Genomic DNA, 22895 nt, shown 5'->3' on the forward strand with positions numbered 1-22895 from the left:
GTTCAGTCTCGACCGGCGTAGGAAAGCACGACGTCGTTGCCGGGCATATGCGGGAAGCCGCGGAAGTTCGCGCCGTTGGCGAACCGGTCCCGGCATGTCTCGAACCTTTTGTCGCAGCCGGCCGTCACGGTGAACCCGTCGCCGGGCGCGATCGCGGCGGGAGCCGGGAGCCAGAGCGAGAGCAGGCCCGCCGCGCCCTCCGCCGAATGCCGGTCGACCTCGACCCTCCGCCCTGCATTCGCGCCGGAGCTGAAGGTCACGAGGCCGCCCGTGAACAGTCCGTCCGGCCGTCCGGCAAGCGCCGCCGACCGGATCCAGCCGCGTCCGTCCGTGCCGGTTACCGTTGCGGACGCGGCGAAGGCGGGGTCGGACAGCGAGACGCCGCAGCGCGCATCGCCGAGATCGGCGTCGCAGGTGAAGCGGAAGAGCCGCCCCTGCGGCTGGTCGAGCTGGTGCGCGAGGCTCCGGATCTCGGCCGTGAACGCGCCGTCCTCGCGTCGCACCTCGCCGATCGAGCCCACCCGCATCAGGTGCCGCTCAGCCGGCGCCGCCCAGTTCACGAGCCAGGTTTCGACGCGGGCGTTGTCGTAGAGCCCGGCCTCCAGATCGGCCGCGCTGATGCGGTCGGAGGTCAGCGCGCCCGCCACCTCGAGACCGCCGACCTGCAGCCCGGCATGCGCGACGGCCTCGCTCGCGTCGAGCCCGCTCGCCGGCTCGTGCTCCACCCCGTCGAAAGCGACGGGCCGGTCGTGATCGGTGAAGCCGAGCACGATGCCGTCCCCCCGGACGATCCGCCAGCACTGGCAGAGCGTGGTCGCGCCCGAGGCAAGATGCGCCGCGAGCGCGGGCGAGAAGCTCTTCACGGCCGGATCTCCACGATCGGGATATTCGGGATCTCGCCGGCCTCGAAGGCTGCGAGATTGATGTCGAGGCGATCCGTGTCGAACCGCACAGGCACGTCGAAAGTGAAGCCCGCCGTCACGGTCTCGCCCGCGCCCGGCAGAGCATCCGGCAGGAACGTCACGACGCCGGTTGTCGGATCGAGCGTGAAGTCGGCCCCTTCGCTCCGCTCCACGCCTGCGACCGCCACCCGAACGCTGCCCGCGACCGGCTTGGCGATCGGCCGCCGGTATGGCGAGAAGCCGATCCCGTAGCCCTTGACGAGCTGGAATGCGGCCGTGGTGCCGTCGCCGGCCCCGAGCGTCTGGTCCGCCGGCGTCACGGCGGCCGGCGGAACGGCCGAACTCCGGTCGGCCCGGTCGCGCCATCGGAACCCGTGAAACCGCCCGCGCCGCTCCTCGAAGAAGGCGATGAGCGCGTGGAGATCGGGGAGCGAGCGCACGCCGGTCCCGGCATTGTAGCGCCGCCGCGAATCGGCCCAGCGCGCGTTGCGCTGCTCGTGACCGGAGGCGAGCTGGACGATGTCCGTCCGGCGCTCCGGCCCGCCGGTCGCGCCGAAGCCGATCGCGATCGGGAACAGCACCTCGTGGAAGGCCATCTCAGATCCCCCTCTGGCCGCGCGCCACCGCCCGCGCCAGCAGCGCCGTCAGTTCGGCTTCCGCGTTCCGGAAGCTCTCGGCGTCGCGCGTGGTCACGTTGAATGTCACGCTCACGCCGCCGCCCGCGGTGCCGGCACGCACGCCGAGCCGGCCGTCCGTGCCGCGCGCGAGCGGCAGGATCGCCTCCGCTCCCGCCTCCCCCATCAGCCCGACGCCGGAGCGCATCGGAAAATAAGTCGGCGCGGCGACCACCCCGCCCTGCGCGAACGCCCGGACCCTGCCGGAGGCGATCACCCCGCCCTGCGCGAAGCCCGCCCCGAGCAGCCCGCCGAACGCGCTCTGGACCGCAGCCGCGATGCCGTTCCCGATCGGCGCCAGCGCCTGGTTGAGCGCGCGCGTGGAGAGCCCGAGCGCCAGCCCCTTCAGGACGTCCTCGAGCCGCTTGCCTTCCAGCGCCGATCGGCGGAAGGCGGTCGTCATCGCCCGGCCGAAGCCGTCGGCAAGTCCTTCCAGGTCCCGCAGCGCGTCCGCCATTTCCGCCGTGTCGAAGCCGCCGTCGGCGGCGCTGAGATCGGCCATCGAACTCTCCTGAATGCGTGAAAGGAGCGGTCTCCCAAATGCGCGCCGCGACGGGAAACCGTGATGCCGGCGGGGCTTGCGGACGGGAGCATTCGTTCGGAACCGTTGCCGGGAAGGGGCGTTCGTTGCCGGGAGAGGGCAATGAAATGGAGAACATGATGCGCAAGATTCTGATTGCTGCCGCTGCGACCGCGCTTCTCGCGTCGCCGTCGGCATTTGCGCAGGAAGGCACTGCCGCCGGCGTCGCCGGTGGTGCGGCGACCGGTGCGGTCCTGGGCGGCCCTGTCGGTGCGGTGATCGGCGGCGTCGCCGGCGCTGCCATCGGGACGGCGATCGATCCGCCGCCCGAGGAAGTCCGCCAGTACGTCGTCCAGCACGACGCTCCCGCGGTCGAGATCCAGGGCACGGTTGCGGTCGGCGAGCCGCTGCCGCAGCAGGTCGTCCTGCAGCCGGTCCCGAACTACGAGTACCACTACGCGGTCGTGAACAACCAGCGCGTGCTGGTTGACCCGGGCAGCCGCAAGATCGTCTACGTCGTCCAGTAAGGTCGGACGAGCCGCCGGGGAGCTTCCCCGGCGGCTCCGTCAGTCCGGATAGCGCGCCATCAGCCGGGCGAAATCGCCGCGGCCGATCGGCGCGTTTTTCGTCTGAAGGGGCGCGAGCACCGCCGCCAGTTCGCGCGGTGTCATCGCCCAGAAGGCGTCCGGGGAGAGCCGCAGCACGCCGAAGCCGGCAGCCATCGCTTCCCGCCAGGGGAACGGCGCCGGCCGGCCCGCTGCGGCAATCAAGGGCGGGCCTCGTCCGGCGCCTCCCCCTCCCCGTCGCCGGCCCCGCCGCCGCTCCCGCCGCCATTCCCTCCGAACGTCGCCCTGATCAGCTCCGCCGCGAGCGCCGCAAAGCCGGCAGCGCCGCCCTCCGCGCGCATCGCCGCCACCTCGTCGTCGCCGATCGCCTCTCCGGCGCCGCGCAGCCCGGCGCCCACCACGCGGATGAGGTCGCGCGCCGACAGCCTGCCGCCGTCGAACCGGCGCGCGAGCGCCACCAGGTCGTCCGCGCCGAAACTCGCCTCCAGCTCGGCCAGCGCGCCGAGCGTCAGGCAGAGGGTCCGCCGCCGACCGTCGAGGACGGCATCGACCTCGCCCCTGTGCAGGTTCGCCATCACGCCGCCGCGAAGCTGAGTGCGCCGGCCGATTCCAGCGCGATCTCGAACGTCACCTCGCCGTCGTGCTCGCCGGCATATTCGAGCGCGCTCACCTGGAACGGGCCGCTCACGGTCCCGAAATCGGGCACCACCACCTGCCAGGTCCTGACGCCGCCTTCGAAGAACAGCTCGCGCACGCTCGCGTCCGAGCCGGCATCCTTGAAGATGCCGGAGCCGGTCAGCGCCGCGCGCCGCACGCCGGCCCCTTCGAGCAGCTCGCGCCAGCGCCCCGCGCTGTCGGCGTTCGTGACGTCGACCGTCTCCGCGTTGAACGCGAGCCGCCGCGTCCGCAGCCCCGCCACCGTCTCGAAGGCGCCGTTCTGGTCGAAATCGAGCTTCAGCAGGAGATCCTTCCCCCTCTGCGCACCCATGTCTCACCTCGTTCAGCTTGCGGGCTCCATCACGGCCCTGAATGTCAGCTCGGCACGCCGCTCGGCCCGGTCTCGGCTCGTGCGGGTCGTCGTCGCCAGATGCCGGAGATTGACGAGCCGGTGCCCGGCGGGCGCGAGCGGCGCCTCGTGCAGAAGCACGCGCACCCGCTCCGCAATGGCGAGGGCCTCCGACCGTCCCTCGCCCTTCGTCACCGCCGTGACGGCGAGCCGGATCTCCGCGCCGCCTTCCGTCGCCGTCGACCAGTCGCGCCAGACCGTCTCGCCGAGATGGACGTAAGGCGCGGCCGGGTTGCGGGGCACCGCGTCGTGAATGCGCGGCCCGCCGAGCAGGGCGCCGAGGGAGGCATCGCCCGACAGCGCCTCGAACACGGCCTTCTGCAGCGCGAGCACCGGAGAGCCGCTCATGACGCGCTCCCTTCCTCGGTTGCCATGCAGACCAGGAACCGCCTGTCCTCGTGAGGATCATGCACGCTGCGGATGACGAGCGTGCGCGCGCCGAGGCGCAGCCGGTCGCCCGCCGCAACGTCCGCGCGATGCCTGACGGTCACCTTGTGCGTGACCCGGTCCGAAAGGCCTTCGCCTTCCGCGCGCTCCTCCGCCCGGAGCGGCGCCACTTCCGCGAAGAAGCGAGCCGTCTCCGACCAGGCGAGCGTCGTCCCGCCGGCCCCGTCCGGTACCCTATCCGCCTTCTCCAGTGCGAGCCGGTGCCTCAGCCGCCCGGCCGGCGGCGCGCTTGGCGTCACCACAGCCGCATCCGCCGGTAGGGAGCGATCAGCGCCCGCCAGCCGGCGGGCCCCTCGAGCGGACGATCACTCGACATCGCCGGCGAGCGGTTCTCGTACCAGTGCGCGACCAGCATTCGGATCGCTAGCCGGATCGGCTGGGGCACGTCCACGCCGGACGTCCCCCATCCGGCGGTGAAGTCGATCTCCCAGCCCTTGGGGGGCGGATGCTGCTCGCGAAGGAGCCGCACGGCGCCTTCCGCGGGGTGAACCAGATAGTCCTCCGCCGGGATCACGCTCACGGTCCCCGTGTCGATCGCGCGGATCTCCGTCACCGCGAGGAGCGGCAGCACAGGGATCGCCACGGCATAGCCGGTTCGCCAGTCCTCGATCCCGATCCGCCAGTCCTGTGCGACCGTGACCGCCCGCATCTCGGTCTCGACCGCCACGCGCGCCGCCACGATGAGCGCGCCGACGAGCTCGTCCTCGTCGTCTGTGTCGAGCCGCAGATGCGCCTTGGCCTCGGCGAGGAGCACGGGCTCGACTGCCGGGCCGGCAAGGTATTCGCGTCGCATGATGTCCCTCGAAGGAAGTGGCTCCGCCGCAAGCAGGGCGCTCGCGGCGGAGCCGTCGGCACGGCCCCTTGGGAGGAGCGGGGGGTCAGGCCGTGCCGAACCTGACGAGCTTGATCGCGTCGAAATCCTGCACGCCGCCGCCGACGCGCTTGGTCGTGTAGAAGAGCACGTACGGCTTCTGGCTGTAGGGATCGCGCAGGACGCGGACGCCGATCCGGTCGACGATCAGGTAGCCCCGCGCGAAGTCGCCGAAGGCGATGGCGAAGGCGTTCGCCGCAATGTCGGGCATGTCCTCGGCCTCCGCGACGGGGAAGTTCATGATCGTCGCCCGGCCGGCGGCGTTCGCCGGCGGCTGCCACAGATAGTTGCCGTCGGCGTCCTTGAGCTTGCGGATCGCGGCCTGCGTGCGTCGGTTCATCACCCAGTGCGCATTCTGCCGGTAGCCGGCCTTCAGCGCGTAGATCGCGTCGATGAGGACGTCGGAGGCATCTTCCGCCGCGAACGCGCCGGAGGCGCCGGTCGCCAGGTAGCCGATCTTGTCCCACGCCCAGGCGCTCTCCGCGACCATCGTGTAGTCGAGGAAGCCGCGCGGCTTGCTGTCGCCGTCGCCGGCGACGAAGGCCGCGCTCTCCTGCTCGGCGAAGGCAGCCTCCACCTCGCCTGCGATCCACTGGTCGAGGTCGACCGCCGCATCGTCGAGGAGCGAGGCGGTCGCCGCCGGCATGGCATAGAGCTCCATCACCGGGTACTGCAGCTCGACGAGGGTCGGCGAGGCGGTCTGAGGCCGCGCCGCCGTCTCCCCCACCCAGCCGACGGCCGGCCCGCTGACGGCGAAGGGCTTGCGGTAGACCCCGGACGACACCTGCCGCACCGCCGCGATGCTGCGGATCGGGGAGAGCACCGCGAGCCGCCTTCCGATCTCCCGCTCCGTCTCGTCCGGCACGAGATAGCCGCCGTCGGGATCGGAGCCGGCCGACATCGCCTTCGTCTCGATCCGCTTCAGGCCCGAGGCCTCGCCGTGCCGGACATAGGCCTCGAACGCCGTCTTGTGCTCCGAGATCTCGGGCGCACGGCCCTCCAGGCCGAGTTCGGGCCGCCGGCTCTTCAGCGTCAGCCGGTCGAGCGCCCGCTTCTGCTCGTCGAGGGCGCGGCTGATGCGATCCACCTTCTCCTCGGCGAGCATGTCGGCCGAGCGCCGCTCGAGCGCCTCCAGCCGCGCGTCGTTCGCCTCGCGGAACGCCTCGAAGGCGTTCATGAACTCCTCGAAAGCGCGCGCCGTCTCGGGCCCGCCTGCTCCCTCGCCGGCCGATTTCCGCTCGGGCGCAGTCTCCAGTCCGTCCGTCATCCCGTTCTCCTGCTCTTCGGTGTGCGCGCGAATGTCCCTCCGGCCGCCCGCTCGCGCGCCGTGGCCGGCGGTCCCTGCCCGGTCCTGCCGGGCGGCTCGTTTTGCGTGCTTGTCCCGGCGGCTATCGCCGGATCGCCCGGGCCGCCGCGCGCAGCCGCGCCGCCAGGCCGCTGTCCGTCTTGACGCTCGTCACCCGCGCGTCCGGCAGCATCGGAAAGGTCACGACAGAGATCTCCCAGAGGTCGATTTCGTGGAGCCGGCGCACGCCCGAGCGGGCGTCGGTCCGGCCGCGCACCGTGCGGAAGCCGATCGACAGCCCGTCGATGGCGCCGGCGCGCATCAGCGCCAGCACCTCCCGGGCCTTGGCCACCTCGGGCGTCAGCCTGCCCTCCACGAAGAGCCCGCGCCGGTCCTCCCGGACCGTCGACCAGACCCCGATCGGCAGCGCCGGGTCGTGCTGGAAGAGCATGCGGATGCCGCGGACGCCGCGCTTCCTGAGCGATGCGGCGAAGGCGCCGGGCACCACGACGTCGCGGGCGAGGTCGGCGGCGCCGAACAGGCTGGCATAGCCGGAGAAGGTGCCGTCGGCGTCGACGGTCGTGAGGTCGGCCGGCGCGAATTTCGTCTCGCGCCGGACCGCCTCGAACGCTCCGAGCGCGCCCATCAGCGCACCACGCGGAAGCGCGGCGCGGTCCGCCGCCCCATCCGCCGCTCCAGCAGCACGCCCATGATCTGCATCGCGAATTCGGCGAACACGGCACGATGGTCCGCGCGGGCGCGCCCGCCGAACGGCAGGAACCTGGTCATGTGAGGCCTCCGGATTGTCAGGAATGGTCGCGGAAGAGCTGGTTCAGCCGCGCGATCTCGTTGACGAAGTCGTTGAAGCGCTTGTTGGAGAGGGCGAGCTCGCGCAGCGTCCAGACGAGCAGCCCCGACGCCGTCGACGCCCACAGGAAGAGCGCGAGATGCGCGAGATCTCCCCGTTCGGCGAACTGGCTGGTGACGTCGGGCATCGCGGCCCTCCCGTGAAGAATTCTCGGGGCGCCGGGAGGTCCGGCTCCGGCCGCTCGGCTGGGCGTTCACCCGTCCCGCGGCCCGTAACCCACGGCCGCCCGCTTCTCGTCCTCGGTCAGGAAGTCCGCCCCGCGCACCCGCCGCCAGACCGCCTCGCGCTCGGCGGCGAGCGCGTCGACCTCGTCGACGTCGTACCAGAGGCGCAGGTCGCCGCCGAAGGCCGGCGCGAGCCATGCGCCGAGCGCCTGCGCGGTGCGCCCGGCGAGCGGCAGCACCGTCTGGCGCCAGAAGGCGAGGTTCGCCTCGCGGTAGTTCGAATAGGTGTTGTCGCCGGGAATGCCGAGCAGCATCGGCGGCACGCCGAAGGCGAGCGCGATCTCCCGTGCGGCGCTGTTCTTCGCCTCGAGGTAGTCCATCTCGTGCGGCGAATGGCTCATCGCCTGCCACGCGAGCCCGCCCTCCAGCAGCAGCGGCCTGCCGGCATTGGCCGCGCCCTGGAAGCTCGTCTCGAGCTCTACCTTCAGCCGCTCGAACTGCGCCTCGGAGAGGTTGCCGCCGTCCTTCGCCTCGTAGACGAGGGCGCCGGAGGGCCGCGCCGCATTGTCCAGCAGCGCCTTGTTCCAGGCGCCCGCCTGGTTGTGCAGGTCGATCGCCGCCTGTGCCGCCTCGATCGCGGCGAAGCCGTAATGGTCGTCGAGCGGGTGGAACTGGGCGATGTGCAGGATCGGCGGCACGCCCCCGCCCGCCTCCTGCTCGAAGCGCACGGTCCGCCCGTTCGCCGCGTAATCGTAGGCGGCGGGCCAGCCGTCGCGGTCCGGCACCACCGCCATGCGGTCGGGTCGGAGCGCGTGGAGTTCGCGCACTGCGCCGTCGACGCTCACCGCTTCGAGGTAGGCGTTTCCCGAAAGGAGCAGGTGCGAATGGACCCGCTCCATCAGCGCCGGCCCGCTCTCCGCGGGGTTAGGCCGGGAAAGCAGCGACAGCAGCGGATGCTCGCTCCGTTCCGCGCCCGCCTCGTAGACGAGCCAGGGGAGCGACGCGGCCGCCTCCGCCACCATGCGGACGGCGCGGTAGACGATGGCGTTGTGCATGTAGCCGGCCCGCGCCAGCGCGCCGTAATGTCGCGCCGTCCAGACCGGCCGCCCGGCGCCGTGAAGCGCCACGAGCGGCGCCGTGCGCGAGGCCTTGGTTTCCGCCGGCGCCGGCCGGGATTGCTCCGGCCGCCTCGATTTCCGGCGCTTTCCGATCCAGCCCAGCATCGTCCCTCCTGGCTCTCGCCCCGTCCGCGAGAAAGGTTTTCGCAAGCCCCGCGCCGGGCGCATGGCACCCTTGCGCCCAGCGCCTTGCCGGGGCTCGGCTGACGACCTATTCCCCACTCGCGCCCCACGGGGCGTTTCCTCCCTAGACTTCGGGCCGCCGGCACGCCGCGCGGTCCTTTTTTTTTTGCGCATCCGCACGCGCCTCGCCGTGCAGGGGCCGGGCGGCGCGAGAATGCAGACGTCTCCTGGAAGGAGTCGTGAAATGACCGTGGAGCGGGGAATCCTCCTCACCGTCGGCGTTCTGGTGCTCGCAAGCGTCCTTCTCGCCGTCTATGTGAACCTCGCCTGGCTCTGGCTCGCCGGGCTGCTGTCCGTCCATCTCATCCAGGCATCCTTCACTGGCATGTGCCCGGTGGTCATGGCGCTGAAGCGCCTCGGCCTGCCGAGCCGGCCCGGCTTCGCCTGAGGCGGAACCCGGCACGGCCCGTCCGGGTTCTCGACGCTCCCTCACCAACCGCGCGGCAGATCCGCAGCGCGGCCGGAGCCGACATGACCGACGATTCCTTCGAAGTGCAGAGCGTCAGCGTGGAGTTCGTCTCCAAGCACGCCACCGTGACCATCCTCGGCACGCGCGGCGAGGCGAAGTACCAGCTCGTCGCCCGCCGCATTCCCTTCGACCCCGACGACGAGGCTAACGAGCTCGAAATCCGCGAGGCCGCGGTCAAGGAGGCCAAGCGCCTGATGGCGGCCGCCGCCTACGTGAAGGCGCCGCGCGGGCCTTGAGCGCCCCGCCTCGGACCGCTCACAGCGTCCGCACGCGCGCCTCGCCGCCCGGCGCAAGCATGAGCGCCGTCAGCGCCCAGACCAGCGCGTCCAGGCGGTCGGGCGAGCGTCCCGTCGAGAGCCCGCCGCCGGCGAAGTCGCACATCTCGTCCTCGAGCGCCGGGAATGCGCCGACATGGCGCGCCCGCCCCGCCTCGTAGAGGGCGGCGACCGGCTCGGCGCGCAGCCACTTGCCGCGCGTCGCGCGCACCTGCTCGACCGGCACGCTCTCGTCCGCCTGGCGGATCACGGCCGCCACCATCTCGCCGCCCTGGTTCACTTCGGCGACGATCCGGTCGGCGTCGAGCCGATGGTAGAGCTCGACGGCGCGGCGCGCCCAGCCAGCCGGCGAGAGCCCCGCCGCCGAGAGGTCCGCGAGCACGTAGGCGAGCCCGTCCTCGCCGCGCCCGGCGGCGACGATGCCGCAGGCGTCCGCCCCGGCGCGGCTCGAGGCTGGCGGGTCGACCGCCACCACCACGCGGACCAGCCCCGGCGCCGCCTTCACCCGCGCCGCCTCCAGCAGCGCCCTCGTCCAGAGCGCGCCTTCGCGATCCTCCACGAGCTCGCCGTCGAGCTCCTGCCGGCCGAGCCGCGTGCCGGCATAGCGGCTCACGACCTTCTCCATGAACGCGGCCGCGAGATTGTCGGCATTGTCCTCGGTGCGCGCCCGCGTCACCGCCGTGGCCCCCTCGGCGAGGAGCCGCTTCAGGAGCGCGATCGGCCGCGGCGTGGTCGTCACCATCTGGCGCGGGCGGCGTCCGAGCCGGAGCCCGAACTGCAGCATGTCGAAAGTCGCCTCCGGATAGGCCCATTTGGCGAGCTCGTCGCACCAGGCGGCGTCGAATTGCGGCCCGCGCAGGCTCTCCGGGTCCTCGGACGAGAAGGCGAGCGCCATCGCGCCGTTCGGCCATTCGAGCCGGCGCTTCGAGGCCGTCCAGGACGGCCGCTCCGTCGGCATGTGCCGGTCGAGCAGGCCCGACGGCCCCTCGATCATGACGTCGCGCACGTCTGCGAGCGTTTCGCCGACGAGCGCGATCCGTTCGGCGCGCGGCCCCGCGAAGGGCAGGCCGAGCGCGAGCCCGCGCACCCATTCGGCGCCGGCGCGCGTCTTGCCCGCCCCGCGCCCGCCGAGCATCAGCCAGGTCGTCCAGTCGCCGGCCGGCGGCCGCTGGTCCGGCCGCGCGCCGTCCGGCCAGCCGGGCAGCGCCGCGAGCAGTTCAGCGAAGCCCATCCTTTCCAGGTCGTCCGGCTCCGGCGGCCTCGCGGGCGAGCCGGTCGCGCCTCGCCTTGAGCTCCCGCCGCAGCCAGGCGATGTCGGCATCCCGGTTTCCCTCTTCCGCCTCTCCTCCGGGCCGGACGGACGCGCTCGTGCCGCCGCCCGTCCGGCTCTTCGCCGCAAGCCGTTTCATCCGCATCCGCCGCTCCATCCCTTCGTCGCGACCGGCATCCGCCGCCCCCCGTCGCCGGCGCGCGCTCCCGGATCGGCCGTTCCGCTTTCTGGCACACACTCCCGCTCCGCCGCGCTCTCCCGCTCCGCCGCGCTCTCCCGCTCCAGGCTCGCTCGGCCCCGCCGCACTCTCTGTCGTCATCGCCGGGCTCGACCCGGCGATCCAGGACGGCGCGCCCGACGCGGTGCGGCGCTGATGCTGTGGACAGGCCCGGGCACTTCGAAGGAATGATGAAGAGGCGCAGAAACGCCGGCCGCCTTCCGGTCTGCCCCATGCCCGAAGCGGCAGGCGCACGAAAATTCCGGAACGGGACGCGGCACGAGCCTGCACCAAGGCCCGGGCCCGTCGGCAGCCGACATGCGATTCATTGTCTGGGGAAGCGCCGGACCCAATCGTCCGACCATGCCTGAACCCTATTAGAACAGCGTACGCCGGTCAACAGGAATATGATTTTTTTCCTAAGCCCGGGATGTCGTTCGGCCGCGAGGCTCCGCGCCCACGGTCCGGCTCGCCGGCATCGGCCTTCGTCCGGTACCGTCCGACCAGGCACCTGGCATTCTCCCTGACCTATCCAGCCATCCACAGATCGATCTATTCGAATATGAGAAGGTGATGTAGCCTTTCGTCGCAGGTCCGCCGGCCGCTCCGATGCCGACGCGGTCGCGACGGGCCTGCTCATGAAGATCAGGAGGAAGAATACGATGAAGGGGTTCTTCGCAGTCTGCCTGCTCGTGGCGAGCGCAGGGCTTGCCGCCGGCATCGCCGGTTCCACGGATGCCTCGGCCGGCGAGCGCTACGCCAAGCAGAAGGTTGTCTATCACGTGAATGGGCCCGGGGGCGAAGAGGACAAGGCCTACCGGGCCGCCTTGCGCAACATCCAGAACCACATCGACGCCGTCGGCAGCGACAACATCGAGGTCAAGGTCGTCATGCACGGCAATGGCGTCGACCTCGTCAAGGACGCCGTCGGCAACGAGAAGCTGCAGATGGACGTCACCAGCCTGAAGACCCAGAAGGTGCAGTTCGTCGTCTGCAACAACACGCTGAAGGGCCGCAACATCAGCTACGAGAAGGATCTCTTCGAGGTGTTCGAGCAGGACATCGTCCCGAGCGGCGTGGCCGAGCTCTCCCGCCTGCAGCAGATGGGCTACACCTACATAAAGCCGTGACCGGCATGGCTCCGGGTCGCCGGCTGAAGCGGAAGCGCGCGCGGCCCCCCGGCGCTGCCTGAATTGGGCCGGGGGTGCACCCCCGGCGGGTCTTCTTGCGGAGGCCGGGTCGCCTTTTTCTGGACGAGGGCGCTCCGCCGCGCGATGGTCTCCGCCTTTGGGGGGGAGATCATGGCTTCGACCGTCGGCAAGAATGCGCGCACCGCCTCGATCATGGCTCGAAGGCTGCTCCCCGCCGCCTTCGCCCTCCTCCTCCTCGCCCCGCACCATCCCGCCTCGGCCGCGGGCGGGGCCCCGATCCGCGCGGCGGTCGCCGAGTTCGACAACCACGACACGTCGGGCGAGCTGCCGGAGCGCGCCGCCGCCCATGCCGACCTCGTCGCCGGCTTCTCCGGCCTTCTGCGTGAGCGTCTCGGCAGGGAGCCGGAATTCGAGATCGTCGCCCTCGCCTGCCCGGCCGAGCCCTGCACCGCCGGCAACGTTGCCTCCGACGCGCTGATCGCCGCAGCGCGCGCGGCCGGCGCCCGCATCCTCGTCTATGGCGGGGTCCACAAGATGAGCACCCTCGTCCAGATGGGCAAGTTCCAGGCCGTGGACCTCGAGGAGGAGAAGCTCCTCGTCGACCGCTCCTTCTCGTTTCGCGGCGACAATGCCGAAGCGTTCCGCCGCGCGGCCGATTTCCTCGCGCGCTATCTGGAGGAGGCCGCGCCGAGCCCCTGACGGTCGGCATCGCGACAGCCGGCGCGGGCGGGTCGCTGCCCGTACCGGCGGGCTCCCCGCCCGCCTCCGTCCGGAGCCGCACTTGACCCGGCCCGCGCGGCAATCCAATTGACCGGCTCACCGGCCGCTCGGCGGCCGCGCGAGCGGAGCACCCGATGGACGTCGTCATCGTCGAATCGCCGGCCAAGGCGAAGACGATCAACAAGTATCTCGGCCCGGGCTATCAGGTCCTGGCGTCCTACGGCCATGTCCGCGATCTCCCCTCCAAGGACGGCTCGGTCCGCCCGGACGAGGATTTCGAGATGAGCTGGGATGTCGACGCCCGGGCGAAGAAGCGCCTCGCCGACATCGCCGCCGCGGTGAAGTCCGCCGACCGCCTGATCCTCGCCACCGACCCGGATCGCGAAGGCGAGGCGATCTCGTGGCACGTGTTGCAGGTGCTCCAGGCGAAGAAGGTGCTGCGCGACAAGCCCGTCTCGCGGGTGGTCTTCAACGCCATCACCAAGCAGGCCGTGCAGGACGCGATGAAGAACCCGCGGGCGATCGACGTGCCGCTCGTCGACGCCTATCTTGCCCGCCGCGCGCTCGACTACCTGGTCGGCTTCACGCTCTCCCCCGTGCTCTGGCGCAAGCTCCCCGGCGCCCGTTCCGCCGGCCGCGTGCAGTCCGTCGCGCTGCGGCTCGTCTGCGACCGGGAAGCCGAGATCGAGCGCTTCAAGTCGCAGGAATACTGGTCCATCGCGGCGCATCTGCGCACACCGCGCAAGGAGGCGATGGTCGCCCGCCTGGTCGAGATCGACGGCCGCAAGCTCGGGCGCCTGGCGATCGGCGAGGAAGGCGAGGCGAAGCGGGTCACGGCGCGGCTCGAGGCCGCGACGTTCAAGGTGGCGTCCGTCGAATCCAAGCCGCAGAAGCGCCACCCGCAGCCGCCCTTCACGACCTCGACGTTGCAGCAGGAGGCGCAGCGCAAGCTCGGCTTTGACGCGAGCCGGACCATGCAGATCGCCCAGCGCCTCTACGAGGGCGTGGACATCCGCGGCGAGCCGGTCGGCCTCATCACCTATATGCGGACGGACGGCGTCGACATCGCGCCGGAAGCGCTGACCGCGACGCGCCGCGTCATCGAAGGCGAGTATGGCGCGCGCTACCTGCCGTCCGCCCCGCGCCGCTACCACGCCAAGGCGAAGAATGCCCAGGAAGCGCACGAGGCGATCCGCCCGACCGAGCTCTCGCGCCTGCCGGCGGACGTGGAGCGTTATCTCGACCGCGACCAGGCGCGCCTCTACGAGCTGATCTGGAAGCGCATGGTTGCCAGCCAGATGGAATCGGCGGAGATGGAGCGGACCACGGTCGACATCGAGGCGCGCGACCCGGGCGGCGCGGCCATGCTGCGCGCCACCGGCACCGTCATCCGCTTCGACGGCTTCCTCACGCTCTACCAGGAAGGCCGCGACGACGAGGACGACGAGGAAGGCGGCCGGCTGCCGAAGATCGAGGCGGGCGAGCCTCTCGCGCGCGACCGCATCGAGGCGGCGCAGCACTTCACGGAGCCGCCGCCGCGCTACACGGAAGCCTCGCTCATCAAGAAGATGGAGGAGCTCGGCATCGGACGGCCCTCGACCTACGCGCAGACGATGGCCGTCCTGCGCGAGCGCGACTATGTCCGTCTCGACCGCAAGCGTCTCGTGCCGGAGGACAAGGGCCGGCTCGTCACCTCCTTCCTGGAGGCCTTCTTCCGCCGCTATGTCGAGTATGACTTCACCGCCGCGCTCGAGGAGCAGCTCGACCGCATCTCGGCCGGCGAGCTCTCCTGGAAGGAGGTGCTGCGGGACTTCTGGCGCGATTTCCAGAGCGCGGTCGAGGAGACGCGCGAGCTTCGCGTCTCCGACGTGCTCGAGGCGCTCAACGAGCTGCTCGGCGAGCACATCTTCCCGCCGCGCGAGGACGGCGCCGACCCGCGCACCTGCCCGGCCTGCGCAGCCGGCCGCCTGTCGCTGAAGCTCGGCAAGTTCGGCGCCTTCGTCGGTTGCTCCAATTACCCGGAATGCCGCTTCACCCGGCAGCTCGGCGAGCCTTCGGGCGATGCGGCGGGCGAGGCCGGCGCCGCCGGCGCGAACGGCGACGTGGTCCTCGGCAACGATCCGGAGACGGGCCTCCCCGTCCTCCTCAAGTCCGGGCGGTTCGGCCCCTACGTCCAGCTCGGCGAGGAGGAGAAGCCGAAGCGCGCGAGCCTTCCGAAGGGCTGGGCGCGCGAGGAGATGGACCTCGAGAAGGCGCTGCGGCTTCTTTCGCTGCCGCGCGAGATCGGCCTGCACCCGGAAACCGGCAAGCCGATCGTCGCCGGCATCGGCCGCTACGGCCCGTTCGTCGAGCACGCCGGCACCTATGCCAATCTGGAGGGTGTCGACGAGGTCTTCACCGTCGGCGCGAACCGCGCGGTGTCACTGCTCGCCGAGAAGCAGTCGCGCGGCGGGCGCAACCGGCCTGCTGCGGCAGCGTTGAAGGAGCTGGGCGAGCATCCCGACGGCGGGCCCGTGACGGTGCGCAGCGGACGCTACGGTCCCTACGTGAACCACGGCAAGGTGAACGCGACGCTCCCGAAGGCGATGGACCCTGCCGCCGTGACGCTCGATCAGGCGCTCGCGCTCCTCGCCGAGAGGGAGGAGAAGGGCGGAGGCGGGCGGAAGACCGCCGCGCGCAAGGCGCCGGCGCGCAAGCCGGCCGCGGCGAAGAAGGCTGCCGGCTCCCGGAAGACGGTCGCGAAGGCTGGCGCGAGCCCCGGGACGTCGAAGAGCAAGCCGAAGAGCAAGGCGAAGGCCTGAAGGCGGGAAGACATTGGCCAAGTCCTCCAAGACGGCGACCCGATCCGAGCTTCCGAGCCGCGAGGAGATCCTGGCCTTCATCGGCGAGCAGCCCGGCAAGGTCGGCAAGCGCGAGATCGCGCGGGCCTTCGGCCTCTCCTCCGCGGCAAAGATCGGGCTGAAGCGGATGCTCCGCGAGATGGCCGACGAGGGCCTCGTCCACGGCCCTCGCGCAAAGCTGCGCAAGCCGGGCGACCTGCCCTCCGTCACGGTGCTCCTGATCGAAGGCGTCGACGATCTCGGCGAGCTCGTCGGCGTGCCGGTCGAGTGGGACGACGAATGGGGCTCGCCGCCGCGCATCATCATCGCGGCGGAGCGCGCTCGCCGCGGCCTTCGCGTGCAGGCGCCCGGGATCGGCGACCGCGTCCTCGCCCGGCTCGTCCCCGATCCCGATCTCGGCGGCTTCAGCGCCAAGGTCATCAAGGTCCTCGGCCGCGGCCCCCGGACAGAACTCGGCGTCCTCCGCGTGGAGGGCGAGGAGCGCCGCATCGTGCCGATCGACCGCAAGGGCACCGAGTACCGGATTCCGCCCGACGGGCATGGCGACGCCGCGGACGGCGAACTCGTCCGGGTGGAGGTGCAGGGCGGCAATCGCTACGGCATCCCGCTCGCCCGCGTGGTCGAGCGCGTCGGCGACGTGAAGAGCGAGAAGGCGATCAGCCTGATCGCGCTGGAGGAGCACGGCATCCCGTACGTGTTCCCCGACGCGGTCGTCGCCGAGGCCGAGGACGCCCGGCCGGTCGGCATGGCGCACCGGGAGGACTGGCGCGACCTGCCGCTCGTCACGATCGACCCGCGCGATGCGCGCGACCACGACGACGCCGTCTACGCGGCGTCCGATCCGGACAACCCCGACGGCTTCGTGGTCACGGTCGCGATCGCCGATGTCGCCGCCTATGTCCGGCCCGGCGCGCCGCTCGACAAGGAGGCGCTCCGGCGCGGCAATTCCGTCTATTTCCCGGGCCGGGTCGTGCCGATGCTGCCCGAGCGGATCTCCAACGATCTCTGTTCGCTCCGCGAGGGCGAGGACCGCCCGGCGCTCGCCGTGCGCATGGTCTTTGACGGGAACGGCCGCAAGACGCGCCACACCTTCCACCGCATCATGATGCGCTCGGCCGCCAAGCTCGCCTACGAGGAGGCGCAGGCCGCCGTCGACGGCAACCCGTCCGAGAAGGCGGCTCCCCTCCTCGGGCCGGTCCTGAAGCCGCTCTGGGAGGCCTATGCCGTCCTCAAGCGCGGCCGCGACGATCGCGAGCCGCTGGCGATCGACATCCCGGAACGCAAGGTGGTGCTGGCCGAGGACGGGTCGGTCGACCGCATCTTCGTGCCGCCGCGGCTCGAGGCGCACAAGCTCATCGAAGAGTTCATGATCCAGGCGAACGTGGCGGCCGCGGAGACGCTGGAGAAGCGCCGGGCGCCCGTCGTCTACCGGATCCACGACGAGCCGTCCTACGAGAAGCTCGAGGCGCTGCGCGACTTCCTCGGCACGCTCGACCTGCGCTTCCCGAAGGCCGGCAATCTCCGGCCGAGCCACTTCAACAGGGTGCTCGCGAGCTTCGAGAACTCGCCGAACGCGCTCCTCGTGAACGAGGTGGTGCTGCGCTCGCAGAGCCAGGCGGAGTACGCGATCGAGAACATCGGCCATTTCGGGCTCAATCTTCGGCGCTACGCCCACTTCACCTCGCCCATCCGCCGCTATGCCGACCTGCTCGTGCATCGCTCGCTGATCGAGTCGCTCGAACTCGGCCCGGGCGGGCTGAGGGCGACCGACATCCCGCATCTCGAGCGGATCGCGGGCGAGATCTCCGTCGCGGAGCGGCGGGCGATGGCGGCCGAGCGCGATACCATGGACCGGCTGATCGCCGCATGGCTCGCCGACCGCGTCGGCGCGCGCTTCGCCGGCCACATCCGCGGCGTCACGCGGGCCGGCCTCTTCGTCGAGCTCGACGAGAGCGGCGCCGACGGCTTCGTCCCGATATCGAGCCTCGGCAGCGACTTCTACGAATACGAGGAGGCGCACCACCGCCTCGTCGGCCGCTCGAGCGGCGAGATGTTCCGTCTCGGCGATGCCGTCGAGGTGAGGCTCGCCGAAGCGCTCCCCTTCGCCGGCAGCCTGCGCTTCGAGCTGGTCGGCGGCGCGGGTGATGGCGGGGGGGACGGATCGTCGCGCGACGGCAGGCGGCCGTCCCGGCGGACGCGCGGCAGGGCCGGCGAGGCGCCGAAGCGCGACGGGCGCGACCGTAAGGACCGCGCGCGGTCGCGGAAACGCACGTGACGACCTGGCAGCCGGCAGCGGCGACCGTGAAGAGGCCGCTCTGGCGCGCGATCGGCCGCGGCATGCTCGGCCGCTGCCCGAATTGCGGGCGCGGCGCCCTGCTCACCGGCTTCACCCGGGTTCGCGATGCGTGCCCCGCCTGCGGCGAGCAGCTCCACCACCATCGCGCCGACGACGCGCCGCCCTACATCACCATCACGATCGTCGGCCATGTCGTGCTCGGCCTCGTGCTGTGGGCCGAGATGGTCCACGCCCCGCCGATCTGGGTCCACATGGTCCTCTGGCTGCCGCTCACGGTCGCGCTCTCGCTGCTGCTCATGCGGCCCGTCAAGGGCGCCGTGGTCGGCCTGCAATGGGCGCTCGGGATGCACGGTTTCGGGCCGGAGCCGCTTGCGGGCGGACGCGACGGCGCCTTGCCTCCGGAGCACTATCCATGAAGACCGACGAGGTGCTCGAAGTCGAGCGCATGGGCGAGACCACCGCCCGCGTCAGGCCGAAGGACGCCGGCACACTGATCGTGCTCGACCGCTCGGGCAGCGTTCCGAGGGTGCTGATGGGCCGGCGCTCCGACAGGCACGTCTTCATGCCGGGCATGGTGGTGTTCCCGGGCGGGCGCGTCGACAATGCCGACCGCCACGCCCCTGCCGCCGACACGCTCGATCCGATCGTCGAGGCCAAGCTGCTCCTGGAGATGCGCAACCGGCCGAGCCGGTCCCGCGCCCGCGCCATTGCGCTGGCCGCGATCAGGGAGGCCTACGAGGAGACCGGCATCCTCATCGGGCGGCCGGGCCGGCCGGAGCGGGAGGTGACGGCCGGGCCTTGGCGTCCCTTCCTCGCGCAGGACGTGCTCCCCGCGCTCGGCGCGCTCCGGCTCGTCGCGCGCGCCATCACGCCGCCGGGGCGGCACAGGCGCTTCGACGCCCGCTTCTTCGCGGTCTTCGCCGACGCCGTCGCGGCGACCGTCGAGCCGCCGCATCAGGAGCTGATCGGGCCGGCCTGGCTCACCTTCGCCGAGGCCCGCGCCCACCCGCTCGCGCGCATCACGCGGTTCGTGCTCGACGACGTGGAGCGCAGGCTCGCCGAAGACCCCGACCTCTCTCCCGACGGACCCGTGCCGTTCCATTCCATGCGCCACGGCCGCCGGGTCAGCGTCGACCTGTGAGCCGGCTCGCCGAGCGGTCCTGGCGCGAACGGGCCGGGCTCACTCCCGGCGCGCTCGCCGCGATTGCGACCATCGTCGCGGTCGGCGTCGCGGTCGGCCTCCTGCCGCCGCTCCTCTCGCTCACGCTGACGGCGCGCGGCGTGTCCGAGCGTACCGTGGGCGTCCTGGTCGCCGTCATCGCGCTCGCGGCGCTGGCCGTCACGCCGTTCGCCTCGCGCATCGCGGCGCGGTTCGGGACCGCCCCCACCATCGCCGCGGCAACCCTGGTGATGGCCGCCCTGGTGCCGGGCGCCTGGCTGATCGACAGCCTTCCGCTGCTCTTTCCGCTCGTCTTCCTCTATGGCGGCGCGACCTCGCTCTGCTTCACGCTTTCCGAATACTGGATCAACGCGGCGACGCCCGATCACCGCCGCGGCCTGGTCATGGGCATCTATGCGACGCTGCTCTCCATCGGCTTCGCCATCGGTCCGGCGCTCATCGCGCTTCTCGGCGCCGACAGCGCGGCGCCCTTCCTCGTCGGCTCGGGCGTGCTGGCGGCAGCGAGCCTGCCGGCGCTCGCCGCCCGCGGCCTTTCGCCCGACTTCCAAGAGGCGCCGCGCACGCGCTTCTCCGCCTTCATCCTCGCCGTTCCGGTCGCCACGATCGGCGCCTTCGTGTTCGCGATGGCGGAGGGGGGCGGCTTTGCCTTTCTCCCCGTGTGGGGGCAGCACCTCGGCTTCGAGCGCAACCTCGCCCCCCTGCTCGCCTCGGCGATGACGCTCGGCAACGTCGCGTTCCAGATCCCGCTCGGCATGCTGGCCGACCGGGTCGACCGTCGCGCGGTGCTGTTCGCGCTCGGCGTGGCGGGAAGCGCAGGCATGGCGCTCGCCTGGGCCGTGTCCGGCTCGCCGATGCTCCTCCTCGCCGTGCTCTTCCTGTGGGGCGGTGCCACCGCCGGCATCTATACCGTCGGCCTCGCCCATCTCGCCGGCCGCTTCCGCGCCGGCGAGCTCGCCGGCGCCAATGCCGCCTTCGTGTTCTGCTACGCCCTCGGCATGCTGGTCGGCCCCCTCCTCCTCGGCGACGCGATCGCGCGCTCGCCGGAGGCGGGTTTCCCGCTCGTGCTCGGCACCGGATTCCTGGTCTATGCGGCCCTCGTGGCGCTCCGGATGCGCCGAAGCCGCACCGCCGGACCTTGACTTCCCGGCCGCCACCCTTCATCTGAGCGGCCAATTCACCGTTCAATTCCGAGGACTGTTCGATGGCCAAGGCCACCACCATCAAGATCCGCCTCGTCAGCGAAGAAGGCACTGGCTACTTCTACGTGACGAAGAAGAACTCCCGCACCATGACGGATAAGCTGTCCATGCGGAAGTACGACCCGAAGGCGAAGAAGCACGTGCTCTTCAAGGAAGCCAAGATCAAGTAGGCAGACCTACCTCGGATTGCGTTCGGGGCGCCCGCTGGGCGCCCTCCTGCTTTTTGGGACCGAGGAAAAGTGGCCGGCCGGGCCGCGGCTGTACGAGGAGGCCAATCACCGCGGCCGGCCGGCCGACCCCACGGACCCAGGAGATGCGGCGGACCTGAGCAAATCCCATGGGGTATTCGGATATGAAGAGCGTCTTCATCCCGTTCGTGGATAAGAACGCGTAAACGCGCGCTCTTCCAGTCACATTCAGTCAAGATGGTAAATTTGATCGAATTTTAGTATTTTTGTGGCGGAATTACGCCGCGTCCGCGACCACGCGGTTCCGGCCCTGGCGCTTTGCGCGGTAGAGCGCCTGGTCGGCGCGGTGCACCAGCGCCTCGACGGTGTCTCCGCTGCCCATATATTCGGCGACGCCGATGCTGACGGTGACGGGCAGGCTGACGCCCCCGCGTGCCGAGAACGCCGTCTGCTCCACGTCCTTGCGGAGCCGGTCGGCGATCGCGGCGGCCGACCCTGCGTCCGTGTCCGGCATGACCACGATGAACTCCTCGCCGCCGAAGCGCGCGATGAGGTCGATGCCGCGGACGCCGCGCCGGAGCCGCTGCGCGAACTCGCGCAGCACGTCGTCGCCGGCGTCGTGGCCGTAGGTGTCGTTGATGCCCTTGAAATAGTCGATGTCGAAGATCAGCAGCGACATCCGTCCGTGTTCGCCGGCGGCGGCGCGTTCCGCCATCGTCTTGAGGTGGCTTTCGAGGTAGCGGCGGTTGTGCAGCCCCGTGAGCGGGTCCGTGACGGCGAGTTCCACCGCGTTCGATACCATGTCGCGGAGCCGGTCCTGGTAGAGCTTGCGGCGGAGCTGGGTGCGCACGCGCGCCCTGAGCTCGTTCAGGTCGATCGGCCGGATGATGTAGTCGTTCACGCCGAGCTCGAGCCCGCGCAGCAGCCGGCTCGTCTCGTCGGGATCGGTGATGAGCAGCACCGGCGTCTGCCGCGAACGGTCGATCGCCTTGACCTGCGAGCAGATCCTGAGCCCGTCCGCCTCGCCGAGCGATAGGCTCACGATCAGGAGGTCGTAGTCGTTCGTCGCCGAGCGCTCGAGCGCCTCGCTCGGGTCGGCGGTGATCTCGAGATCGTGGCCGGCGCCGAGCCCCTGCTGGATCCGCCTCACGGAGGAGGGCCGGTCGTCGACGACGAGGACGCGGCCGCGCAGGGTGCCGGGATCGGTGAAGATCTGCGCCGAATCCACCCCCACCGACTGCATTGCCGCCGCCCGGAGGTTGAGCTCGTCCGTCATCATCTTCAGCCGGATCAGGCTGCGCACGCGCGTGAGCAGCGCGATCTCGCTGACCGGCTTGGTCAGGAAATCGTCCGCCCCGCTTTCGAGCCCCTTCACCCGGTCCTGGCTCTCGTCGAGCGCCGTCACCATGATGACCGGGACGTGCGCGGTCTCCGGCGCCGCCTTCAGCGCCTTGCACACCTCGAAGCCGGTGATCCCGGGCATCATGACGTCGAGCAGCACGAGGTCGAGGCGCTCGCGGGCGGCGATCTCGAGCGCGTCGCGCCCGTTCAGCGCCGTACGCACGTCGAAATATTCGTGCTGGAGGCGGGCCTCCAGGAGCTTGACGTTCGCCTGAACGTCGTCGACCACGAGGATGCGTGCCGTCACCGGGAAACTCCGAGCTTCAGGCCTCGCCGACGTAGGATTTCACCGTCTGGATGAAGGTCGCCACCGAGATCGGCTTCGAGAGGTACCCCTCGCATCCGCCCTGCCGGATCCGCTCCTCGTCGCCCTTCATGGCGAAGGCGGTGACGGCGATGACCGGGATGTGCTTCAGCGTTTCGTCCTGCTTGATGCGCTTCGTGACTTCCAGGCCGGAAATCTCCGGCAGCTGCACGTCCATGATGATGAGGTCGGGCTGGCGCTGCTTCAGCATGTCCAGCGCCTCGTAGCCGTTGCGCATCGGCAGCGTGTCGTAGCCGTTGGCGCGGAGCAGATCGTTGAAGAGCTTCATGTTGAGCTCGTTGTCCTCGACGATCATCACTGTCTTCGCCATTGCGACTCTTTCCGGCTGGGAGCAGCCTGCTCCGGTCGACCGCCATATTGGGGATAATGCGCCGCTCCGGCTTAAGGAAAGGAAAACGAAGATGACGCCTCATGCCGCACGCGCGGCCACCGAGGAGGCCGAGGAGATCGCCGTCGCGGCGTTCGGCTACATCGCGTCCGACGAGCGCCTGCGCGACCGCTTTCTGGCCGTGAGCGGTCTGACGCCCGAGGGCATCCGTTCGGCCGCGCGGGAGGACGGCTTCCTCGCCGGCGTGCTCGCCTTCCTGATGGAGCACGAGCCGAGCCTCCTCGCCTTCGCCGAGAGCAGCGGGCTCGCGCCCTCGGCGATCGCGGCCGCCGCCGCCCGGCTCGCCCCGACGCGCCCCGCTCCCGGCTGAGC

General features: G+C 71.1%; 30 protein-coding genes. 12 read left to right on the top strand and 18 right to left on the bottom strand.

Features of this window, described 5'->3' with window-relative positions:
* Window positions 1–2: 2 nt before the first annotated feature.
* The 3 genes from ACUN0C_RS10950 to ACUN0C_RS10960 are packed head-to-tail and all read right to left on the bottom strand — an operon-like array spanning window position 3 to window position 2078.
* A complete protein-coding gene (locus ACUN0C_RS10950; RefSeq protein WP_445466387.1) occupies window positions 3–863 on the bottom strand; it encodes a DUF2163 domain-containing protein in 861 nt (286 codons plus the stop codon).
* Window positions 860–1498: a phage distal tail protein, Rcc01695 family gene (locus ACUN0C_RS10955; RefSeq protein WP_445466388.1), complete on the bottom strand. Its 639-nt coding sequence runs from the start codon at window positions 1496–1498 to the stop codon at window positions 860–862. The genes ACUN0C_RS10950 and ACUN0C_RS10955 overlap by 4 nt, the downstream gene beginning before the upstream one ends.
* Before the next feature lies 1 nt (window position 1499).
* Complete coding sequence (locus tag ACUN0C_RS10960; protein WP_445466389.1) at window positions 1500–2078, bottom strand: phage tail tape measure protein; 579 nt, start codon at window positions 2076–2078, stop codon at window positions 1500–1502.
* 155 nt (window positions 2079–2233) lie between these two features.
* On the opposite strand from ACUN0C_RS10960, the gene ACUN0C_RS10965 reads away from it, so the two are divergent.
* On the top strand, window positions 2234–2623 hold the full coding sequence (locus ACUN0C_RS10965) for a DUF1236 domain-containing protein (RefSeq protein ID WP_445466533.1): 390 nt from the start codon (window positions 2234–2236) through the stop codon (window positions 2621–2623).
* A 39-nt stretch (window positions 2624–2662) separates the two neighbouring features.
* Here ACUN0C_RS10965 and ACUN0C_RS10970 read toward each other — a convergent pair whose 3' ends face one another.
* From ACUN0C_RS10970 to ACUN0C_RS11020, 11 genes are all read right to left on the bottom strand, one after another.
* Window positions 2663–2866, bottom strand: a complete 204-nt coding sequence (locus ACUN0C_RS10970) for a rcc01693 family protein (RefSeq protein ID WP_445466390.1) — start codon at window positions 2864–2866, stop codon at window positions 2663–2665.
* Window positions 2863–3237: a gene transfer agent family protein gene (locus tag ACUN0C_RS10975; RefSeq protein ID WP_445466391.1), complete on the bottom strand. Its 375-nt coding sequence runs from the start codon at window positions 3235–3237 to the stop codon at window positions 2863–2865. Before ACUN0C_RS10975 ends, ACUN0C_RS10970 begins: the two co-directional genes overlap by 4 nt.
* On the bottom strand, window positions 3237–3650 hold the full coding sequence (locus ACUN0C_RS10980) for a phage major tail protein, TP901-1 family (RefSeq protein ID WP_445466392.1): 414 nt from the start codon (window positions 3648–3650) through the stop codon (window positions 3237–3239). The genes ACUN0C_RS10975 and ACUN0C_RS10980 overlap by 1 nt, the downstream gene beginning before the upstream one ends.
* A 12-nt stretch (window positions 3651–3662) precedes the next feature.
* Window positions 3663–4076, bottom strand: a complete 414-nt coding sequence (locus tag ACUN0C_RS10985; protein WP_445466393.1) for a DUF3168 domain-containing protein — start codon at window positions 4074–4076, stop codon at window positions 3663–3665.
* Window positions 4073–4414 (bottom strand): phage head closure protein, encoded by a 342-nt coding sequence (locus tag ACUN0C_RS10990; RefSeq protein ID WP_445466394.1) that lies wholly within the window; start codon window positions 4412–4414, stop codon window positions 4073–4075. The genes ACUN0C_RS10985 and ACUN0C_RS10990 overlap by 4 nt, the downstream gene beginning before the upstream one ends.
* Window positions 4411–4968 carry a head-tail connector protein gene (locus ACUN0C_RS10995; protein WP_445466395.1) on the bottom strand — a complete coding sequence of 186 codons (558 nt, stop codon included), beginning with the start codon at window positions 4966–4968 and terminating at the stop codon, window positions 4411–4413. The genes ACUN0C_RS10990 and ACUN0C_RS10995 overlap by 4 nt, the downstream gene beginning before the upstream one ends.
* Before the next feature lie 85 nt (window positions 4969–5053).
* Window positions 5054–6313, bottom strand: coding sequence for a phage major capsid protein (locus ACUN0C_RS11000; protein WP_445466396.1), 1260 nt, complete (start codon window positions 6311–6313; stop codon window positions 5054–5056).
* Window positions 6314–6434: 121 nt separating this feature from the next.
* Window positions 6435–6977: an HK97 family phage prohead protease gene (locus ACUN0C_RS11005; RefSeq protein ID WP_445466397.1), complete on the bottom strand. Its 543-nt coding sequence runs from the start codon at window positions 6975–6977 to the stop codon at window positions 6435–6437.
* The gene (locus ACUN0C_RS11010; RefSeq protein ID WP_445466398.1) at window positions 6977–7120 is read right to left on the bottom strand and encodes a hypothetical protein; all 144 of its coding nucleotides are present in this window, start codon (window positions 7118–7120) and stop codon (window positions 6977–6979) included. Before ACUN0C_RS11010 ends, ACUN0C_RS11005 begins: the two co-directional genes overlap by 1 nt.
* A gap of 17 nt (window positions 7121–7137) precedes the next feature.
* On the bottom strand, window positions 7138–7326 hold the full coding sequence (locus tag ACUN0C_RS11015; protein WP_445466399.1) for a hypothetical protein: 189 nt from the start codon (window positions 7324–7326) through the stop codon (window positions 7138–7140).
* Window positions 7327–7392: 66 nt separating this feature from the next.
* Complete coding sequence (locus ACUN0C_RS11020) at window positions 7393–8586, bottom strand: phage portal protein (protein ID WP_445466400.1); 1194 nt, start codon at window positions 8584–8586, stop codon at window positions 7393–7395.
* A gap of 262 nt (window positions 8587–8848) precedes the next feature.
* Here ACUN0C_RS11020 and ACUN0C_RS11025 point away from each other — a divergent pair, with 262 nt between their 5' ends.
* Window positions 8849–9052, top strand: coding sequence for a YgaP-like transmembrane domain (locus tag ACUN0C_RS11025; RefSeq protein ID WP_445466401.1), 204 nt, complete (start codon window positions 8849–8851; stop codon window positions 9050–9052).
* Window positions 9053–9135: 83 nt separating this feature from the next.
* Complete coding sequence (locus tag ACUN0C_RS11030; protein ID WP_445466402.1) at window positions 9136–9369, top strand: hypothetical protein; 234 nt, start codon at window positions 9136–9138, stop codon at window positions 9367–9369.
* A 19-nt stretch (window positions 9370–9388) separates the two neighbouring features.
* Here the strand turns inward: ACUN0C_RS11030 and ACUN0C_RS11035 are convergent, their stop codons facing one another.
* On the bottom strand, window positions 9389–10639 hold the full coding sequence (locus ACUN0C_RS11035; protein ID WP_445466403.1) for a DNA-packaging protein: 1251 nt from the start codon (window positions 10637–10639) through the stop codon (window positions 9389–9391).
* A complete protein-coding gene (locus ACUN0C_RS11040) occupies window positions 10626–10817 on the bottom strand; it encodes a hypothetical protein (RefSeq protein WP_445466404.1) in 192 nt (63 codons plus the stop codon). The genes ACUN0C_RS11035 and ACUN0C_RS11040 overlap by 14 nt, the downstream gene beginning before the upstream one ends.
* Window positions 10818–11557: 740 nt before the next feature.
* Here ACUN0C_RS11040 and ACUN0C_RS11045 point away from each other — a divergent pair.
* The 8 genes from ACUN0C_RS11045 (at window position 11558) to rpmG (ending at window position 20451) form a co-directional block, all read left to right on the top strand.
* Entirely contained in the window at window positions 11558–12025 is a 468-nt protein-coding gene (locus ACUN0C_RS11045) for a DsrE family protein (protein ID WP_445466405.1), read from the top strand.
* 171 nt (window positions 12026–12196) lie between these two features.
* On the top strand, window positions 12197–12745 hold the full coding sequence (locus ACUN0C_RS11050; RefSeq protein WP_445466406.1) for a DUF2380 domain-containing protein: 549 nt from the start codon (window positions 12197–12199) through the stop codon (window positions 12743–12745).
* A 155-nt stretch (window positions 12746–12900) separates the two neighbouring features.
* Window positions 12901–15567: a type I DNA topoisomerase gene (gene topA, locus ACUN0C_RS11055; RefSeq protein WP_445466407.1), complete on the top strand. Its 2667-nt coding sequence runs from the start codon at window positions 12901–12903 to the stop codon at window positions 15565–15567.
* Window positions 15512–17881: a ribonuclease R gene (gene rnr / locus ACUN0C_RS11060; protein WP_445466534.1), complete on the top strand. Its 2370-nt coding sequence runs from the start codon at window positions 15512–15514 to the stop codon at window positions 17879–17881. Before topA ends, rnr begins: the two co-directional genes overlap by 56 nt.
* Window positions 17878–18318 carry a DUF983 domain-containing protein gene (locus ACUN0C_RS11065; protein WP_445466408.1) on the top strand — a complete coding sequence of 147 codons (441 nt, stop codon included), beginning with the start codon at window positions 17878–17880 and terminating at the stop codon, window positions 18316–18318. Before rnr ends, ACUN0C_RS11065 begins: the two co-directional genes overlap by 4 nt.
* A complete protein-coding gene (locus ACUN0C_RS11070; protein WP_445466409.1) occupies window positions 18315–19043 on the top strand; it encodes an NUDIX hydrolase in 729 nt (242 codons plus the stop codon). The genes ACUN0C_RS11065 and ACUN0C_RS11070 overlap by 4 nt, the downstream gene beginning before the upstream one ends.
* The gene (locus ACUN0C_RS11075) at window positions 19040–20221 is read left to right on the top strand and encodes an MFS transporter (protein WP_445466410.1); all 1182 of its coding nucleotides are present in this window, start codon (window positions 19040–19042) and stop codon (window positions 20219–20221) included. The genes ACUN0C_RS11070 and ACUN0C_RS11075 overlap by 4 nt, the downstream gene beginning before the upstream one ends.
* Before the next feature lie 62 nt (window positions 20222–20283).
* Window positions 20284–20451 (top strand): 50S ribosomal protein L33, encoded by a 168-nt coding sequence (rpmG, locus tag ACUN0C_RS11080; RefSeq protein ID WP_445466411.1) that lies wholly within the window; start codon window positions 20284–20286, stop codon window positions 20449–20451.
* A 295-nt stretch (window positions 20452–20746) separates the two neighbouring features.
* Here rpmG and ACUN0C_RS11085 read toward each other — a convergent pair whose 3' ends face one another.
* Window positions 20747–22117: a PleD family two-component system response regulator gene (locus tag ACUN0C_RS11085; RefSeq protein WP_445466412.1), complete on the bottom strand. Its 1371-nt coding sequence runs from the start codon at window positions 22115–22117 to the stop codon at window positions 20747–20749.
* A 16-nt stretch (window positions 22118–22133) separates the two neighbouring features.
* Window positions 22134–22505: a response regulator gene (locus ACUN0C_RS11090; RefSeq protein ID WP_445466413.1), complete on the bottom strand. Its 372-nt coding sequence runs from the start codon at window positions 22503–22505 to the stop codon at window positions 22134–22136.
* Between the two features lie 91 nt (window positions 22506–22596).
* Between ACUN0C_RS11090 and ACUN0C_RS11095 the strand changes: the two genes are divergently transcribed.
* Window positions 22597–22893 carry a DUF3572 family protein gene (locus ACUN0C_RS11095; protein WP_445466414.1) on the top strand — a complete coding sequence of 99 codons (297 nt, stop codon included), beginning with the start codon at window positions 22597–22599 and terminating at the stop codon, window positions 22891–22893.
* Window positions 22894–22895: the final 2 nt, after the last annotated feature.

The sequence above is a fragment of the Faunimonas sp. B44 genome (assembly GCF_052655945.1).